Source organism: Tabrizicola sp. YIM 78059 (assembly GCF_004959785.1).
GTDB lineage: Bacteria > Pseudomonadota > Alphaproteobacteria > Rhodobacterales > Rhodobacteraceae > Tabrizicola > Tabrizicola caldifontis.
Genome location: NZ_SJZH01000007.1, coordinates 30,810 through 45,678 on the forward strand (window position 1 = coordinate 30,810; position 14,869 = coordinate 45,678).

Below are 14,869 nucleotides of genomic sequence, written 5' to 3' on the forward strand. Positions count from 1 at the left end.
ACGATGACCTACTGCGTGGGCCTTTTGCTGAACGAGGGGATGGTGCTGCTGTCGGATACGCGCACCAATGCGGGGCTCGACAACATCTCCACCTACCGCAAGATGTTTGCCTTCGAGGAGCCTGGCGAGCGTGTCATCGTCATCATGACGGCGGGCAGCCTGTCGGTCAGCCAGACAACGCTTGCCGAACTGCGCGAGGCGATCGAGGATCCCGATGCCACGCCAGATACCAGCATCATGCTGGCACCGACCATGCTGAAGGTGGCAGAGATCGTCGGTGACCGGCTGGCGAAGGTCCGGGCCGACATCGACCACAAGCTTTCCGCCGCGCAGGGCGCCTCGGCCAGCATGATCGTGGCCGGCCAGCGCCGGGGCGGGGCGATGCGGCTGTTCCTGATCTACCCCGAGGGCAATTTCATCGAGGCGACCGAGGACACCCCCTTCCTGCAGATCGGAGAGCACAAGTACGGCAAGCCGATTCTCGACCGCGTGGTGCGGCCCGAGACCAGCCTGGCCGATGCACAGAAGGCGGTTCTGTTGTCGATGGATTCGACGCTGCGATCGAATCTTTCCGTTGGCATGCCGCTGGATCTTTGCGTGATCGAACGGGATGCCTGCCGTGTGACCCTGAAACGCCGTATCGAGGCCGGTGACCCCGCCTTCCGCGCGATGAGCGATGCCTGGTCCAACGCGCTCCGCGACGGATTCGCGCGGATCGTGATCTGAGGCTTGGAATTGCCGCAATCCGCGCCTACCTTGGGACCATAGCATGGAGGGTCCGATGCCAGAGCTCGTCCGCCTGTACATCCGCAGCGTCGCCTTGGGTTTTGCAGTCTCGGCTGTCTTTACGGGCGGCCTTGTCTGGTGGGATGTGGCCGGTATCGGGCATCTGATCCTGGGGTCGGACATCGGCCTGGTCGCTGCGGTGATGATGGTGGTGTTCAACGGCATCGTCTTTTCGGGCGTGCAGTTCGGCTTCAAGGTCATGGCCATGGCGGAAGACCAGGATGGGCCCGGCGGCGGCCATGGCGCGCGCGAGCCGGTCTTGGTTCCGGTGCCTGCGGTCAGCCGCAAGGCAAGGTTTGCCCGCCGCTAGCCTGTGCGCGCAATTGCTGCGCCGCGTGTCGCGACATTTCCGAAGTGTTGATCCTCGGACATGCACTCGGGCGGCTTGGCGCGTCGTGTGAGGTGCGGGGCTTGGCTTTCCGCCCTGATGATGCAGGTATCCAAGCTGTTCGCCTGGAGGGGAACGTTTGGACCTGCAACTGATCAAGACCTTCCTGGAAGTGGCTGCTACCGGGTCGTTCGGGGCCGCTGCCGGGCGGCTGTTCGTGACCCAATCGGCCGTATCCCTGCGGGTGCAGCGGTTGGAGGATCAGCTTGGCCGGCCGCTGTTCGAACGCACGAAGGGTGGCGTCATCCTGACGCCTGCGGGCCGAGAGTTCCGGGGTTTCGCCACGATGATCCTGCGCAACTGGGAACAGGCACGTCAGCGTGTCAGCGCCCTGGATGGCGCGGCAAACAGCCTGGCGATCGGGGCCGAAAGCACGCTGTGGCCTCGGTTCGGTTTCCGCTGGATCGACCGGTTGCGCGAACAGAACCCCGAGCTTGAGATCAGGGCCGTGCTGGCCGAACCCGACAGCCTGGTGCAGATGGCACTGTCGGGCGAGGTGCAGGTGATGCTGACGCACGGGCCGCTCGACCGGCCGGGGCTGCATTCGGAACGGCTGATCGAGGAACAGCTGGTCATGGTCTGCCCCTGGCCCGACGCCACAGTGGAAAGCGTGACCCCTACCTACACGCTGGTCGACTGGGGACCAGAGTTCCTGCGCTTTCACGAAGCTGCGCTGCCGGGGCTTGCCACGCCGCGACTGATGCTGAATGACGGGGCGATGGCCGCCTGGTTCCTGCGCTCGCGGCCCTGCGCGGCCTATATTCCGACGCGGCTAGCCCATGCCTCGCTGGAAACAGGGCAGCTTTTCGCGGTGCAGGACGCGCCCGGGTTCAGCCTTGCCTCTTGGGTAGTCTGGCGCGAGGACACCGATGAAAGCCTGCGGTCTGTTGCGGAAAGCGCACTGTCCGAAACCCTTGCCGCCGTCCGCGAGGAGGCAAGCGAGGTGCTTGAACAGCTGTGAGCACTTGAGATCACCTCCGTGCATAGGCCTGATTTTCCCGGGTTTTTGCCGGAGCAGTGGCAGCGCCTGGGATTTTCGGCGGCCGGATCAAGAGCGAGGGGTCACGAATAATTCTTGAGACCCTCTCAAGTATTTCAAATTTTTCTTCGAGAAATCAGCATCTTATCTCTGCCTCACCGAAGCGGGGCCATCCCGGCCCGCCATAACCAAGTGAGGTCTGACGATGAAAAAGACGCTTCTTCTGACGGTTCCCGCCCTGGCACTGACCATGGCGCTGCCCGCTGTCGCGCAGGACAGCATCACCGGCATCCGCGATCTGAACGACCGGATCGAGGAAATCGAAACCGATGTCGCCGACGATCTTGCGCGGTCAGAAGACGCGGCGCGCTTTGCCTTCCCCGAATTCCGCCCGGGCTTTTCTGGCAGCGCGGCGCTCGGTTACACGGCCCGCACCGGCAACACCGAAAGCCAGGATTTCAATCTGGGCGTCCGGCTGCGCTATGCGCAGGGCCCCTGGGTGCAGACCCTGGGCGTCGCGGCCGACTTTGCCGAGGATGGGGGCACCAGGACCAGAGAAGACATCTTCATGGTCTATGACGCCAACTACTACCTGAACGACCGCTTCTACCTGTTCGGTCTGGCGCGTGCCGAACGTGACGGCCTGGCCTCGACCGCGGGCGAGATCGCGCGCGATGGATTTGTCGGCGTGGGTCCGGGCTACCGCCTGGTGAACACCGAGGACATGGCCTGGCGCATCCAGGCGGGTGTGGGGGTAAGCTATCTTCAGGATGGCACCGGCGCCTCGACCACCGAGGAAGGTGTCATCGCCTCGTCCCGGTTCTTCTACAGGCTCTCCGATTCCGTGTTTCTGACCAACGATACTGACGTTCTGAACTCCAGCGCCGCGCTGCGCGCCAGCAACGATTTCGGCGTGAACTTCAAGGTCAGCGACACGCTGTCGACCAGGGTCAGCTATCTGACCGACTACAACGACGCGCGTGACATCAGAACGGACAATCGACTGGGTGTGTCGCTGGTGGTCGGCTTCTGACCCCGGATGCCCAAGGCACCATCCAGGCCGGGGCAGGGTGACCTGCTCCGGTCTTTCTGTTTCCATGTCTGGGGGTGGCGGGCCCGCAGCAACCGTGAGGGCCGGGGTTTTCCCGAGAGCCAGAGGTCTCAGGTGGGCGCCAGATACCCGGACCAGGATCCGGGCAGAGCCAGCCCCCGTTCGCTTGCTTATCGGCCACTGGAAAATTGGCCCCGCACGCGAGGAGCAGCACCCGCCGTTGCAGAACATAGGCGCCGAAGCAGCGCGCCGCAACCCATCGCGCCCGAAGGGTCCGGGCAGACAATTTCGGGTCCGTGCGTGGCCGATTGCCTGGGTCAGCAGGCGGGGTGGACAGATGTTCACCTTTGGTTCATATCTTGCGCATGGATCAGCCTTCCATTCCTGCTTTCGAAGACCTGCCGACGCGTCCCGGCCAGCGGCTGCAACGCGGTGTCTGTCGCGGTCTTCGCGCGCTGGATTTCGTCTGTGTCGAGGAGCTGATCCCTGCCCCCGGCCTGCGCGTCGATGTGATGGCGCTGGGCCCCAGGGGCGAGGTCTGGGTCGTCGAATGCAAGTCGGGCCGCGCCGATTTTCGCGCCGACCGGAAGTGGCAGGGTTATCTGGACTGGTGCGACCGCTTCTTCTGGGCAGTGGATGCGGATTTCCCGGTCGAGCTTCTGCCCGAAGATACCGGGCTTATCCTTGCCGATCCCTGGGATGCGGAAGTGGTGCGCATGGCACCCGAAGCGCCCCTGTCGGGGGCGCGGCGCAGGGTCGTGCTGCGCACCTTCGCGCGCGTGGCGGCCAGCCGACTGCAGGATCTGCGCGATCCGGGCTTTGCCGCGGTCAAGGAATTGGACAGGTTTCCCTGACGGATCAGTTGCGGAAACCGGCCTGACCCGTCTGTCAGCGTTTCTTCGGTTTCCCGGCCGGTCCTGCGCCCATTGACCGCGCGACTTCGGCCGCAGCGCGCAGTTCCTCGGCGATTTCCTCGGCCTCGTCGGGATCGAAGTCCAGCGGCAGCTCGATCCCGCCCTCGGCTTCGACATAGATCCTTACCATGCCCGCGTCGGTCGGTCCGATCTGCAGATTGGCGGCGATGTCGCTGGGGGAGTTGATGCCCATGTCTCTCTCTCCGGCGGTTTTCGGCCACGTAGCGGTCGGGGTCATGCGGCGCAAGCGGAATCATAGCGTCATGCCCCGCGAAGGTGCTTGCAATCCCGGGGGAGGGGGGCTAAATCGCCCGCGAGTGCCGCCTTAGCTCAGTTGGTTAGAGCACCAGATTGTGGATCTGGGGGTCCCCCGTTCGAGCCGGGGAGGCGGTACCATCCGAACAGGCCTGCGTGCCGACCGTCCTTCCTGACAATTTTTTGCGTTCTGATCCGAGTCCAGGCCCGCCTTGGCCCGGCGATGGGTGCTGCCAGCTGAAGCCGCCCGATGAAAGCGGCAATCCCTTGTGGCCAGAACATGAAGCGCCGCATATTCTGGTGCCAGACCGGCCTGAGACCGGCGCAGTTCAAGGGAGGCCCGAATGACAGTCTGTTTCGTGACCGACAGAGACCTTCGCTTCGGCGACTGCGACATTTCCGGCACCGCCTATTACCCGGCCTATCTGAACATCCTGAACGGCGTGGTCGAGGAATTCTGGGCCCACATCGGTTGGCCCTGGCACGAAATCATCTGGAAGGAACGTTGGGGCACGCCGACGGTACATCTGTCCTGCGATTTCTCGAAACCTTCGTTCTTCGGTGACCGGCTGACCTTCCGGGTCTCGATCCTCAAGGTCGGCAGATCTTCGGTCCGGCTGCGCCATACGATCCACTGCGGCGATGAGCACCGCTGGTCGGTAGAACAGGTGCTGGCGGCAAGCTGGCTGGACAGCCACACCTCGATGCCCTGGCCGGAAGAGGTGAAGGCGAAGCTGGAAAGCCTGATGCACCAGCCCGCAGCCGAACACCGTCCCGTGGGTGCGCCTCAGCCCCACGGCTGATTGGGATCGGGCAACGGGATCGCTGACAGCAGTTCGCGCGTGTAGTCGGCCCGGGGTTCGCAGAACAGGTCCGGCGTCGGACGGTTCTCGACGATCGTGCCCTGGTAAAGCACGATGGTGTGCTGGCAAAGCCGCCGGATCACCGACAGGTCGTGGCTGATGAAGGCCAGCGTCAGGCCGAGATCCTTCACGAGGCGCTCCAGCAGGTTCAGCACCTGCGCCTGCGACGACACGTCCAGGCCGGACACGATTTCGTCGGCAAGGATGAAATCAGGTTCCAGCGCGATGGCGCGGGCGATGCCCACGCGCTGGCGCTGGCCGCCGGACAGTTCGTGCGGGTAGCGGGCGGCGAAGGACTGCGGCAGTCCAACCTGATCCAGCGCGCGGGCGACACGGGCGGGAATGCCGTCGAAACCGTGCAGGCGAAGGGGTTCGGCGATAATCGTGCCGACCCTGTGGCGCGGGTTCAGCGAGGATAACGGATCCTGAAAGATCATCTGGAACCGCCGCCGCAATGGCCGCAGGGCCGCATCGGAAAGGTGGGTGATGTCGGTGCCGCCGAAGCGGATCGCCCCGCCCGATGGCTCCAGCAGCCGCACAAGTGCCCGGCCCAGCGTGGACTTGCCCGATCCCGAACCGCCGACGATGCCGACTGCCGCGCCTTTTGGTATGGTGAAGGTCAGGCCCTTCAGGATCTCGATCCGTGGGGCGGCACCCAGCAGCGGCTTCGCGGTCATGTCCGCCAGCGACAGGCGCAGATTCTGCACCTCGTAAAGGTCAGCCATGCGCCACCTCCCGATCGAAGGCGGCGACCTCGGCCCTGACGGCCTCGATCACGGCGTCGGGCACGGGGTTCAGCCCAGCGGTGGGGTCGGTGTATTTCGGCGTGGCCGCAAGAAGGGCCGCCGAATAGGGATGGCGCGGTGCGCGGAAGAAATCGGCCACGCGGGCATCCTCGACCACCATGCCGGAATAGAGGACCGAGAGCCGCTGGCAAACCTTCGAGACCACGCCCAGGTCATGTGTGACGAACAGGATCGCGGTGCCGTGCCGCGCCTGCATGCCGGCGATCAGCTTCAGGATCTGCTTCTGCACCGTAACGTCCAGCGCCGTGGTCGGTTCATCCGCCACGATCAGCCGCGGTTCGGCCGCAAAGGCCGAGGCGATCAGGATGCGCTGGCGCATGCCTCCCGAAAGCTCGTGCGGGTAGGATCGCATCACCCGATCGGGATCAGGGATCTGCACCTCGGCCAGCAGTTCGCGGGCCCGGGCCTCAGCGTTCCGGCGCGTCCAGCCAAGGATGTCCACCAGCCGGTCGGTGATCTGGGGCCCGATCCGGTGGCTGGGGTTCAGCGCGGTCAGCGGGTCTTGCGGGATCAGCGCGCAACTGGCCCCGATGCGGCGGCGCCGGTCGGCCGGGGGCAGGCGCAGAAGATCGGTGCCCTCCAGCAGGATCTCGCCCCCCGTGATCTCCACCGATGGCGGCAGGATGCCCAGCACCGCCTTGCCGATCATCGACTTGCCGGCGCCGGATTCGCCCACCAGCCCCCGCACCTCGCCAGGGGCAAGGTCCAGCGAGACGCGCCGCAAAAGCGGCGGGCCCTTCCGCAGCCGGACGGACAGGTTGCGGATCACCAGCGCGGTCATCGCAGCACCGGGTCGAAGCGGTCCTTCAATCCTTCGCCCAGCTGGCTGAAGGACAGGACGGTAAGGAACAGCGTGACCAGGGGCGCGACCAGCACCCACCACGCTTGATGTATGGAGGCCCGGCCTTCCGAGATCATGCCGCCCCAGGTCGGGTCGTCGGTCGAGATCGACAGGTTCACGAAGCTGAGGATCGCCTCGACGATCACTGCGATGCCCATTTCCAGCGTCAAGAGCACCACGATGGTCGGCAGCACGTTGGGCAGTATCTCGCGGATCATGGTGCTGATCCGCCCGCGCCCGGCCACGCGGGCCGAGGCAACGTAATCCATCGCGCCCTGGGCCATTGCCTCGGCCCGGACGACGCGCGCAAAGCGGGTCCAGTCGATCACGACGATGGCGATGATGATCGACATCAGGCCAGGGCCGAGTACGGCAATGAGAAGGATCGAGAACAGGACCGGCGGAAAGGCCATCCATATGTCGATCAGGCGGCTGATCACCATATCGACCCAGCCGCGCAGGAACCCGGCCAGAAGCCCCAGGGTCGCCCCGACAATACAGGTGATCGTCCCGGCGACCAGCGCCACAGTAAGCGCCACCCGCGCGCCATGGATGAGGCGCGAAAGCACATCACGCCCCAGCGAATCCGTGCCCAGCCAGTAGCCGGGTTCCGCGCCGGTCATCCAGAACGGGGGCATTCGGCCAAGGAACAGATCCTGCGCCAGGGGATCCTTCGGCGCGACCCAGGGTGCAAGCAGGGCAGCAAGGCAGAGCAGGGTCAGCCACCCGGCCGACAGCCACAGCCGCAGCCCCGCGCGGCGCCGGACAAGGGTGCGTCCGTCAAGCATGGCGCAGCCTCGGGTTCAGGACGGCATAAAGCAGATCCACGATCAGGTTCACTGCGGTGAAGATCACGGCAAACAACAGCACGATCCCCTGGATCAGCGGCAGGTCGCGGTTGATCACCGCGTCGATGGCCATGTTGCCAAGGCCCTCATAGCTGAACAGCCGCTCGATGATCACCGTGCCGCCGATCAGGAAGGTGAACTGTACGCCAACCAGCGTCAGCGTAGGCAGGGCTGCGTTGCGCAGGGCCTCGCGCAGGATCACGCGCGTCTCGCCATAGCCCTTGGTGCGGGCAAGCGTGACGTAATCCAGGTTCATCGTTTCCTTCAGGCTCTGCTTCAGGAGCTGCCCGATGATCGCGGCCAGCGGGATCGCCAGCGCCAGCGCGGGCATGAACATGTGCGCCACGATGTCGGCCCACAGGTCGAAGCGCAGCCGGATCAGGCTTTCGAACAGGTAGAAGTTCGTGGAGAAGGGCAGGTCGAGCGAGGGCGTCACCCGGCCCGAGATATGGAAGACCGGCATCAGAACGCCAAACAGCAGGATCAGGATCAGCCCCCACAGGAAATCCGGCACCGACAGCGCCATGCCGTTGGCCACGTCGATCGCGCCTTCTGTCCGCCCGCCGCGGTAGCGCGTGCCGGTCAGTGCCGCCGCTCCGCCCAGCACCACGGCCATGACCAGTGCCATGACCGACAGCTCCAGTGTCGCGGGCAACCGGCCAAGGACCAGCCCGAGCACCGGCTGGCGCGTGGAGATCGAGGTGCCGAAGTCGCCCTGCAGGACGCCTGAAACCCAGATCCAGAACTGGGTCACCAACGGCTTGTCCAGGCCGTAAAGTGCCGACAACCGGGCGATGTCTGCCTCGGTTGCACCCGGCGGCAACATCATGGCGATGGGGTTGCCGGGCACGACCCGGATCACGAAGAAGACGATCACCGCAACACCCGCAAGGGTGACGACGGTCGTCAGAAGCCGCAGAAGAAGGATGCGAAGGATTGGCATCGGCCCCGGTAGGGGCAATCTGCCCCTTCATTCTTTCCACAAGTATCCTACGGGGGGCCGGGGGGTGCCCCCCGGTTCCGTCGTCAGGCCATTACGCCCGCTTCATCAGATGCGGCAGCAGTGCGCCCGAGGCATGCGGCGTCACCACCACGCCCGGGGCGTGCAGGATCGGCTGGACATATTGCAGAAGCGGGATGACCAGCGCGTTTTCCGCGATGTAACGGTCCACCGCCTTCCAGCCCTCGATCCGCTTCGCCTCGTCCTTCTCACCCCACAGCGGCCCGATCATGTCGATCAGATCCTGCCCGTCCCAGACCGAATGCGGGCTGGGGCCGAACATGGCAAATCCCGTCGAGGTCGTCGGGTCGCCCACCGAGTTGCCCCAGTTGTAGAAGGCCGCCGGGGCCAGCTGGTCGGCCGCGCGCAGTTCGTAATGCTTGGCGATCTCGTAGACCTCGATCTCGGCCTCGATCCCGACCTTGCGCCACAGCCCGACGATGGCCTGGATCATCTCGTAATCCTTGGGCTTGAAGCCCTTGGTGGTCTGGATCTTGAACTTCACCGGGTTGTCCGGCCCGTAGCCCGAGGCCGCCAGCAGTTCCATCGCCTTCTCGGGGTTGTATTCTACGGTGATCGAGGGATCGTAGGCGTCGTATTCGGGGGTTTGCAGCGTGTCGATCTTCACGCCATAGCCCGACAGAAGCCGGTCGATGATCGCCTGCTTGTCGATCGCATGCGCAGCGGCCTTGCGGACGTTCGGGTCCAGCATCACGTCGATGTCGTTCAGGAAGATCATCCCGATGTCCGAGATCGGCGCCGCAACGCCGGCCAGCGGGCCGCCCTTGAGCCGGTCATATTCCTCGTACGGCATTTCCAGCGTGACGTGGCTGTTGCCTGATTCCACCTCGGCCACCCGGGCGGCAGCGTCGGGGACGAACTTGATCGTTACGGTCTCGAATTCCGGCTTGCCGCCCCAGTAGTTGGGGTTGGCCTTCAGCCGCACGAAGGCGTTCCTTTCGAAGCTGTCCACCATGTAGGGGCCGGTGCCGATGGGTTTGGCCTCGAAGCCCTCGGGGCCGACCTTTTCGTAATAGGCCTTGGGCAGGACATAGCCGGTCAGGAAATACATCCACTTGAAGATCGTCGGGTCGAACTGCACCACATCGGCAATCACGCGGTTGCCCTCGACCCGGTGGTTGGCCAGCGTCCCCCAGACGAACTGGATCGGGCTACCGGTTTCAGGATTTGCCACGCGCGCGAGGTTCCAGGCCACGTCCTCGGCGGTGAAGGGGCTGCCGTCATGCCAGGTCACGCCCTCGCGCACGGTCATCCAGACCTGGGTCTTGTCATCGTTCCAGCCCCATTCGGTCAGAAGGCCGGGGGCGGGTTTCAGGTCGGGCTGTTGCAGGATGTACTGGTCGAAGACCGACTGGTAGATCCCCTGGATCGTCGGGTTCACCGCGCTTGGGCCCACCGTCGGATCCCACGAGGGCAGGTTGACGTTGTAGGCGATCACCAGCTCGTCGATTCCTTGCGCGGCGGCGGGCAGGCCGAGGCCGCCCAAGGCGGCCGATGCGGCGGACAGCTTCAGAAGGCTGCGGCGGTTGAGGTTCATTTCCGTTTTCCCTGTTGGTGGTTCTTGGTCATGTATCAGTTGCCGGCCAGCTTCCGCGCAAGCAGAAACCCCGGCCCTGCGCCGGTGCCCGCGCCGGGCCAGACGGCGGCTCCGGTCAGGTGCAGGTTGGCAATGGGGGTTGATCCGTCGGCATGGCCGCGCACGGGGCGGAACAGGAAATGCTGCGCCAGATGGTGGCTTCCGCAGACCTGATCGCCCCCGACGAGGTTGGGGTTGTCGGCCTCCAGCTCGACCGGCGTCACGATCCGGCGCGCCAGGATCTTCGCGCGGGTGCCGGGGGCGTGGGCCTCAAGGATCGACAGCGCGCGTTCGGCAAAGGGTTCGGCGGCCTCGGCCCAGCCGGTCGCGCTGATTTCGCCCTTCGCGTCGCCGGCGATGGTGCCGGGGGCCATGCGGACCTGCACCCAGAGGACGTGTTTCCCCTCTGGCGCGCGGGAGGGGTCGAACACGGTGGGCTGGCCCACGACAAGGATCGGCTCGTCCGGCAACTGGCCCGCCAGCGCCTGGACATAGGTTCGCGCCATCTGGTCCAGGCTGGGGGCCAGGTGGACATAGGCATGGCGCTGCAGCACCGCGCCCGCGCGCCAGTCGGGCAGCGCGTCCATTGCCAGATGGATCATCATGGTGCCAGGCGCATGACGGAACGTCTGCAAAGCGCCGTCGAAGGCAGGGGTTGTGCCGCGGGTCAGCCGGGCCAGGGCCCGGGGGGCGACACCGGCGATCACGGCCCGTCGGGCCGCGATCCGTCGGCTGTCGGCCAGCTCGATTCCTGACGCCCTGCCACCCTGATGCAGGATGCGGGTGACGGTGGCCCCGGTTTCCACCATCCCGCCGCGCGCCTTGATTGCAGCGACCAGCGCCCGCGTCACCGTATCCGCGCCGCCCTGGCCGATGACCATCCCGAAGGCCTGGCCCGCCATCCCCTCCAGATAGGGGAACATTGCGCCGCCAGCGACATCGGGGGCGAAATCCAGGTGCATCCCCCAGGCGCCCAGCATCGCACGGACATGCGGGTGCTCGAAGGTTTCCTCCAGCCAGGCGCGGGGAGAGGACAGAAGGAACCGGCCCATGTCCAGCGTGCCGCCAATACCCTTTGCACGCAGTGTTTTGAACATGAAATATGCAAGCGCACGAAAGCGCATGGGCGAGCCGAGAAGGCCGAACAGATGCGGCGCCTCTGCCCCGAAGCCGTCACACAGGCGTGTCCAGGTTTCGGCATCACGCGGCGACACTGCGCGGATTGCGGCCAGCGTCTCGGTCCGGTCAGTCGAGACGCCGACCCATGAGCCGTCAGGGAAGGAGGATGAAAAGGGCCGGTCCACAGGAACGAAGGCGCAGCCGTGGCGGCCCAGTTCTTCACCATATCTCTGGAAAAACGCGCTTCCGGCAAAAAGCGAAAGGTTCATCGCCGCCCAGTCGTGGCGAAAGCCCGGCAGGGTGTATTCGCCGGTCTTGACCGCGCCCCCTGCCACGCCTGCCTGTTCGAACACCCCGACCTTCCAGCCCCTTGCGGAAAGGTGCAGGGCAGCGGCCAGCGTGTTGTGGCCCGCCCCGATCAGGACTGCGTCAAAGTCGTTGGCCATGTTCCCCCGCCACCCATGACGCGGGGATATTTGCAAATGCATTTAAATCTGTCTAGCATGATTCCATGACGCCGGATCGAAACCGGCGCATGGGACAGCCGGACTGGTCCGGCCAACAGGGAGATTCCTATGACCTCTGCGAACGTGCTTTCGTCCCTTGCCGGGATGCTCGCCTCGGGCGGGATCGAGGTGGTGGACTGTTCGGGCGTGCTTGGCCCCGAAACGCCTCTGCTGAAGCTGCCGCCGGAACTGGCGAAGGACACCCCGCCGATCAAGATTCACCGGATCAGCGAATACGACAAGGACGGCCCCTTCTGGGCCTGGAACTGGCTGGAACTGGGGGAACATTCCGGCACGCACTTTGATGCGCCGCATCACTGGATCACCGGCAAGGACTATCCCGACGGCTATACCGACACGCTGGACGTGCAGCGGCTGATCGCGCCGGTGAACGTGCTGGACTTCAGCAAGGAATGCGCAGCCGACCCTGATTTCCTGCTGACCATCGACCATGTGAAGGCATGGGAGGCGCAGCATGGCGCCATTGGCAAGGGCGAATGGGTCGTGCTGCGGTCCGATTGGGACAAGCGCGCACATGACGAGGCGCTGTTCCTCAACGCCAACGAAACCGGCCCGCACACCCCGGGGCCGACGGCCGAGGTGATCCAGTATCTTCTGGACAAGGGCATCGTGGGCTGGGGCAGCCAGTGCATCGGCACCGATGCGGGCCAAGCCGGGGGGATGAACCCGCCTTTCCCTGCGCACAACCTGCTGCACAAGCATAACTGCTTCGGCCTTGCCAGCCTTGCCAACCTCGACAGGCTGCCGCCCAAAGGGGCAATCCTGATTGCGGCGCCGCTGAAGATCAAGCAGGGCACGGGCTCGCCCATCCGGGCGCTGGCGCTGGTTCCCAGGGCATAAGATGCGGCCCGATCACGTCATTGTCGGCAGCGGGATCAACGCGCTGGTCGCAGGTGCAATGCTGGCGCTGAAAGGCGACCGCGTGCTGATTCTGGAACGCGAGGCAACCCCCGGGGGATGCCTGCGCACGGAAGAGATCACTCTGCCCGGCTTCCGCCACGACGTGATGGCCGCGACTTGGGTTCTGTTCATGACTTCGCCGGCGGGGGCCATGCTTGGCCCCCACCTCGCACGGCATGGTTTCGACTACTGCCACACGCCGCACCCCACGGCTGTCCTGCGGTCGAACGGCGAGGCGCTGGTGCTGACCACCGACCGGGCGAAGAACATCGCCGCCTTCAATGCGCTTGCTCCGGGGGATGGCGATGCCCATGCCCGCGATGTCGGTGGCATCGAGGCCGACGCGCCCTTCCTGTTTGCACTTCTCGGCGGTTCCCTGTGGTCCTGGCCCACGGCAAAGCTCATGTGGGGTCAGGTGCGCAAGCGGGGGCTGCGGGGCTTGGCTGCCTGGTTCGGCCGGGCGCTGGTACCGGCGCGGGGCTGGCTGGAGACGACCTACGCCTCGCCTGCCGTCCAGGCGCTCTATGCGCCGTGGGTGCTGCACTGCGGGCTGACGCCGGAAAGCACCTATTCCGGACAGATGGGCAAGGTCATCGCCTTTGCGCTGGAGGCAGCGGGGGCACCGATCGTCAAGGGTGGCTCGGGTGCCGGGGTGTATGCGTTCAAGGCGCTGATCGAGGAGAAGGGCGGCGAAATCCGCTGCGGGGCCGATGTGGACCGGATCGTCGTGCGTGATGGCAAGGTGCGGGGTGTGGCTCTGGCCGACGGAGAAGAGATCGGCTGCGCCTCGGTTCTGGCTTCTGTCGCGCCGGGGCAATTGCAGGGCCGCCTGCTGCGCGACGTGAACCTGCCCGAAGATCAGGCGGCGGCGAAGGCCTTCCGCCACGGCCGGGGAAACTTTCAGCTGCATTACGCGCTCGACCAGCACCCGAAATGGCTGTCGCCGGGGCTGGACGACGTGGCGCTGATCCACTTGGCGGACGGGATCGATTCCGTCTCGAAAGCCTCGAACGAAGCAGAGCGGGGAATGCTGCCTGCCACGCCCACGATCTGCGTGGGTCAGCCGCACCGGCTGGACCCCTCGCGCTGCCCGGAGGGCAAGGCGATCCTGTGGCTGCAGATCCCCGACGCGCCCCGCGTGGTGAAGGGCGATGCGGCAGACGAGATCGCCACCGATGGCACATGGAGCGAGGCCACCCGCGAAGCCTTCGCCGACCGGATCGAGACGATCCTGAAACGGCACATCAAGGATTTCGACCGGATCAAGCTGGCGCGGCGGGCCTATTCCCCCGCCGATCTGGAGCGGATGAACGTCAATCTTGTCGGTGGCGACCCCTATGGTGGCCTTTGCACCATCGACCAGTTCTTCATATTCCGTCCTTATCCGCATTCGACAAACGGCACCGGCCTGGTACGTGGTCTGATCCACATCGGCGCCTCCACCCATCCCGGCCCCGGTCTGGGCGGCGGCTCGGGCTTTCTTGCGGCAAAGAGGCTGGGCGCATGACCGACCAGTCGCCCCCTGACCGGCCGCCCGAAACCCTGCCGCGGCTGGGTGAGATCGGCCTTTCGAACTATGCACCCTATCTGATGAACCGCATCATGGGGCGCTACAACGCCTCTCTGCGTGAAGAAATGGCCAGCCTTGGCCTGACCACGCCGAAGATGCGGGCCCTTGCTGTCCTGTCGGTGATCGAGGGGCCGCTGATCCGCGAACTGGCGGTCTATTCGGTGGTCGAACAGTCCACCCTGTCGCGTGCGCTGGACCAGCTGGCGGCCGACGGGCTGGTCCGGCGCGAGGCCGACGCCGCCGACAGCCGCGCGACTCGGGTCTACATCACCGAAGCCGGGCGCGCGGCCTTTGAAACGCTCTGGCCCCGCATGGCCGAGGCGCATGCCCGCATGTTCCGCGGCATCCCCGACGACGAGCGCCGCGCCTTCGTAGGCACGCTGCAGAAGATGCTGACCAACATCCGCAAGCACGAGATCTGAGCC

Annotated in this window: 16 protein-coding genes and 1 tRNA gene; 10 read left to right on the forward strand and 7 right to left on the reverse strand. The window is 65.4% G+C overall.

What is annotated here, in order from left to right; genetic code table 11:
* Positions 1-3: 3 nt before the first annotated feature.
* The 5 genes from EZM81_RS10845 (at position 4) to EZM81_RS10865 (ending at position 4,058) form a co-directional block, all read left to right on the forward strand.
* A complete protein-coding gene (locus EZM81_RS10845) occupies positions 4-726 on the forward strand; it encodes a proteasome-type protease (protein ID WP_135450282.1) in 723 nt (240 codons plus the stop codon).
* A 55-nt stretch (positions 727-781) separates the two neighbouring features.
* Positions 782-1,096 carry a hypothetical protein gene (locus EZM81_RS10850; protein WP_211195402.1) on the forward strand — a complete coding sequence of 105 codons (315 nt, stop codon included), beginning with the start codon at positions 782-784 and terminating at the stop codon, positions 1,094-1,096.
* Between the two features lie 157 nt (positions 1,097-1,253).
* Positions 1,254-2,135 (forward strand): LysR family transcriptional regulator, encoded by an 882-nt coding sequence (locus EZM81_RS10855; RefSeq protein WP_136645725.1) that lies wholly within the window; start codon positions 1,254-1,256, stop codon positions 2,133-2,135.
* A gap of 223 nt (positions 2,136-2,358) precedes the next feature.
* Positions 2,359-3,186: a YdiY family protein gene (locus EZM81_RS10860; RefSeq protein ID WP_136645726.1), complete on the forward strand. Its 828-nt coding sequence runs from the start codon at positions 2,359-2,361 to the stop codon at positions 3,184-3,186.
* 383 nt (positions 3,187-3,569) lie between these two features.
* On the forward strand, positions 3,570-4,058 hold the full coding sequence (locus EZM81_RS10865) for an MmcB family DNA repair protein (protein WP_136645727.1): 489 nt from the start codon (positions 3,570-3,572) through the stop codon (positions 4,056-4,058).
* 34 nt (positions 4,059-4,092) lie between these two features.
* Here the strand turns inward: EZM81_RS10865 and EZM81_RS10870 are convergent, their stop codons facing one another.
* Positions 4,093-4,311, reverse strand: coding sequence for a DUF6324 family protein (locus EZM81_RS10870; RefSeq protein WP_135450278.1), 219 nt, complete (start codon positions 4,309-4,311; stop codon positions 4,093-4,095).
* Between the two features lie 126 nt (positions 4,312-4,437).
* Between EZM81_RS10870 and EZM81_RS10875 the strand changes: the two genes are divergently transcribed.
* Both EZM81_RS10875 and EZM81_RS10880 read left to right on the forward strand, forming a co-directional pair.
* Positions 4,438-4,514: transfer RNA gene (locus EZM81_RS10875), tRNA-His, on the forward strand.
* A gap of 203 nt (positions 4,515-4,717) precedes the next feature.
* Positions 4,718-5,176, forward strand: a complete 459-nt coding sequence (locus EZM81_RS10880) for a thioesterase family protein (RefSeq protein ID WP_135450277.1) — start codon at positions 4,718-4,720, stop codon at positions 5,174-5,176.
* Here the strand turns inward: EZM81_RS10880 and EZM81_RS10885 are convergent.
* From EZM81_RS10885 to EZM81_RS10910, 6 genes are all read right to left on the reverse strand, one after another.
* Positions 5,161-5,961: an ATP-binding cassette domain-containing protein gene (locus tag EZM81_RS10885; RefSeq protein WP_136645728.1), complete on the reverse strand. Its 801-nt coding sequence runs from the start codon at positions 5,959-5,961 to the stop codon at positions 5,161-5,163. The genes EZM81_RS10880 and EZM81_RS10885 overlap by 16 nt on opposite strands.
* A complete protein-coding gene (locus tag EZM81_RS10890) occupies positions 5,954-6,823 on the reverse strand; it encodes an ABC transporter ATP-binding protein (RefSeq protein WP_136645729.1) in 870 nt (289 codons plus the stop codon). The genes EZM81_RS10885 and EZM81_RS10890 overlap by 8 nt, the downstream gene beginning before the upstream one ends.
* Positions 6,820-7,671 (reverse strand): ABC transporter permease, encoded by an 852-nt coding sequence (locus EZM81_RS10895; protein ID WP_136645730.1) that lies wholly within the window; start codon positions 7,669-7,671, stop codon positions 6,820-6,822. Before EZM81_RS10895 ends, EZM81_RS10890 begins: the two co-directional genes overlap by 4 nt.
* Positions 7,664-8,674: an ABC transporter permease gene (locus EZM81_RS10900; protein ID WP_135450273.1), complete on the reverse strand. Its 1,011-nt coding sequence runs from the start codon at positions 8,672-8,674 to the stop codon at positions 7,664-7,666. Before EZM81_RS10900 ends, EZM81_RS10895 begins: the two co-directional genes overlap by 8 nt.
* A gap of 91 nt (positions 8,675-8,765) precedes the next feature.
* Positions 8,766-10,289 carry an ABC transporter substrate-binding protein gene (locus EZM81_RS10905; protein WP_136645731.1) on the reverse strand — a complete coding sequence of 508 codons (1,524 nt, stop codon included), beginning with the start codon at positions 10,287-10,289 and terminating at the stop codon, positions 8,766-8,768.
* Positions 10,290-10,324: 35 nt separating this feature from the next.
* Positions 10,325-11,893 (reverse strand): NAD(P)/FAD-dependent oxidoreductase, encoded by a 1,569-nt coding sequence (locus tag EZM81_RS10910; protein WP_136645732.1) that lies wholly within the window; start codon positions 11,891-11,893, stop codon positions 10,325-10,327.
* A 129-nt stretch (positions 11,894-12,022) separates the two neighbouring features.
* Here EZM81_RS10910 and EZM81_RS10915 point away from each other — a divergent pair, with 129 nt between their 5' ends.
* The 3 genes from EZM81_RS10915 to EZM81_RS10925 are packed head-to-tail and all read left to right on the forward strand — an operon-like array spanning position 12,023 to position 14,866.
* Positions 12,023-12,814, forward strand: a complete 792-nt coding sequence (locus EZM81_RS10915) for a cyclase family protein (RefSeq protein ID WP_135450270.1) — start codon at positions 12,023-12,025, stop codon at positions 12,812-12,814.
* 1 nt (position 12,815) lies between these two features.
* Positions 12,816-14,381 (forward strand): NAD(P)/FAD-dependent oxidoreductase, encoded by a 1,566-nt coding sequence (locus EZM81_RS10920; RefSeq protein ID WP_136645733.1) that lies wholly within the window; start codon positions 12,816-12,818, stop codon positions 14,379-14,381.
* A complete protein-coding gene (locus EZM81_RS10925; RefSeq protein WP_135450268.1) occupies positions 14,378-14,866 on the forward strand; it encodes a MarR family winged helix-turn-helix transcriptional regulator in 489 nt (162 codons plus the stop codon). The genes EZM81_RS10920 and EZM81_RS10925 overlap by 4 nt, the downstream gene beginning before the upstream one ends.
* Positions 14,867-14,869 lie beyond the last annotated feature (3 nt).

Excerpts from the sequence above, each read along its gene's own strand:
- EZM81_RS10845 (WP_135450282.1), top strand. The coding sequence starts at position 4 with ATGACCTACTGCGTGGGCCTTTTGCTGAACGAGGGGATGGTGCTGCTG.
- EZM81_RS10850 (WP_211195402.1), top strand. The coding sequence starts at position 782 with ATGCCAGAGCTCGTCCGCCTGTACATCCGCAGCGTCGCCTTGGGTTTT.
- EZM81_RS10860 (WP_136645726.1), top strand. The coding sequence starts at position 2,359 with ATGAAAAAGACGCTTCTTCTGACGGTTCCCGCCCTGGCACTGACCATG.
- EZM81_RS10865 (WP_136645727.1), top strand. The coding sequence starts at position 3,570 with ATGGATCAGCCTTCCATTCCTGCTTTCGAAGACCTGCCGACGCGTCCC.
- EZM81_RS10870 (WP_135450278.1), bottom strand. The coding sequence starts at position 4,311 with ATGGGCATCAACTCCCCCAGCGACATCGCCGCCAATCTGCAGATCGGA.
- EZM81_RS10880 (WP_135450277.1), top strand. The coding sequence starts at position 4,718 with ATGACAGTCTGTTTCGTGACCGACAGAGACCTTCGCTTCGGCGACTGC.
- EZM81_RS10885 (WP_136645728.1), bottom strand. The coding sequence starts at position 5,961 with ATGGCTGACCTTTACGAGGTGCAGAATCTGCGCCTGTCGCTGGCGGAC.
- EZM81_RS10890 (WP_136645729.1), bottom strand. The coding sequence starts at position 6,823 with ATGACCGCGCTGGTGATCCGCAACCTGTCCGTCCGGCTGCGGAAGGGC.
- EZM81_RS10895 (WP_136645730.1), bottom strand. The coding sequence starts at position 7,671 with ATGCTTGACGGACGCACCCTTGTCCGGCGCCGCGCGGGGCTGCGGCTG.
- EZM81_RS10900 (WP_135450273.1), bottom strand. The coding sequence starts at position 8,674 with ATGCCAATCCTTCGCATCCTTCTTCTGCGGCTTCTGACGACCGTCGTC.
- EZM81_RS10905 (WP_136645731.1), bottom strand. The coding sequence starts at position 10,289 with ATGAACCTCAACCGCCGCAGCCTTCTGAAGCTGTCCGCCGCATCGGCC.
- EZM81_RS10910 (WP_136645732.1), bottom strand. The coding sequence starts at position 11,893 with ATGGCCAACGACTTTGACGCAGTCCTGATCGGGGCGGGCCACAACACG.
- EZM81_RS10915 (WP_135450270.1), top strand. The coding sequence starts at position 12,023 with ATGACCTCTGCGAACGTGCTTTCGTCCCTTGCCGGGATGCTCGCCTCG.
- EZM81_RS10920 (WP_136645733.1), top strand. The coding sequence starts at position 12,816 with ATGCGGCCCGATCACGTCATTGTCGGCAGCGGGATCAACGCGCTGGTC.
- EZM81_RS10925 (WP_135450268.1), top strand. The coding sequence starts at position 14,378 with ATGACCGACCAGTCGCCCCCTGACCGGCCGCCCGAAACCCTGCCGCGG.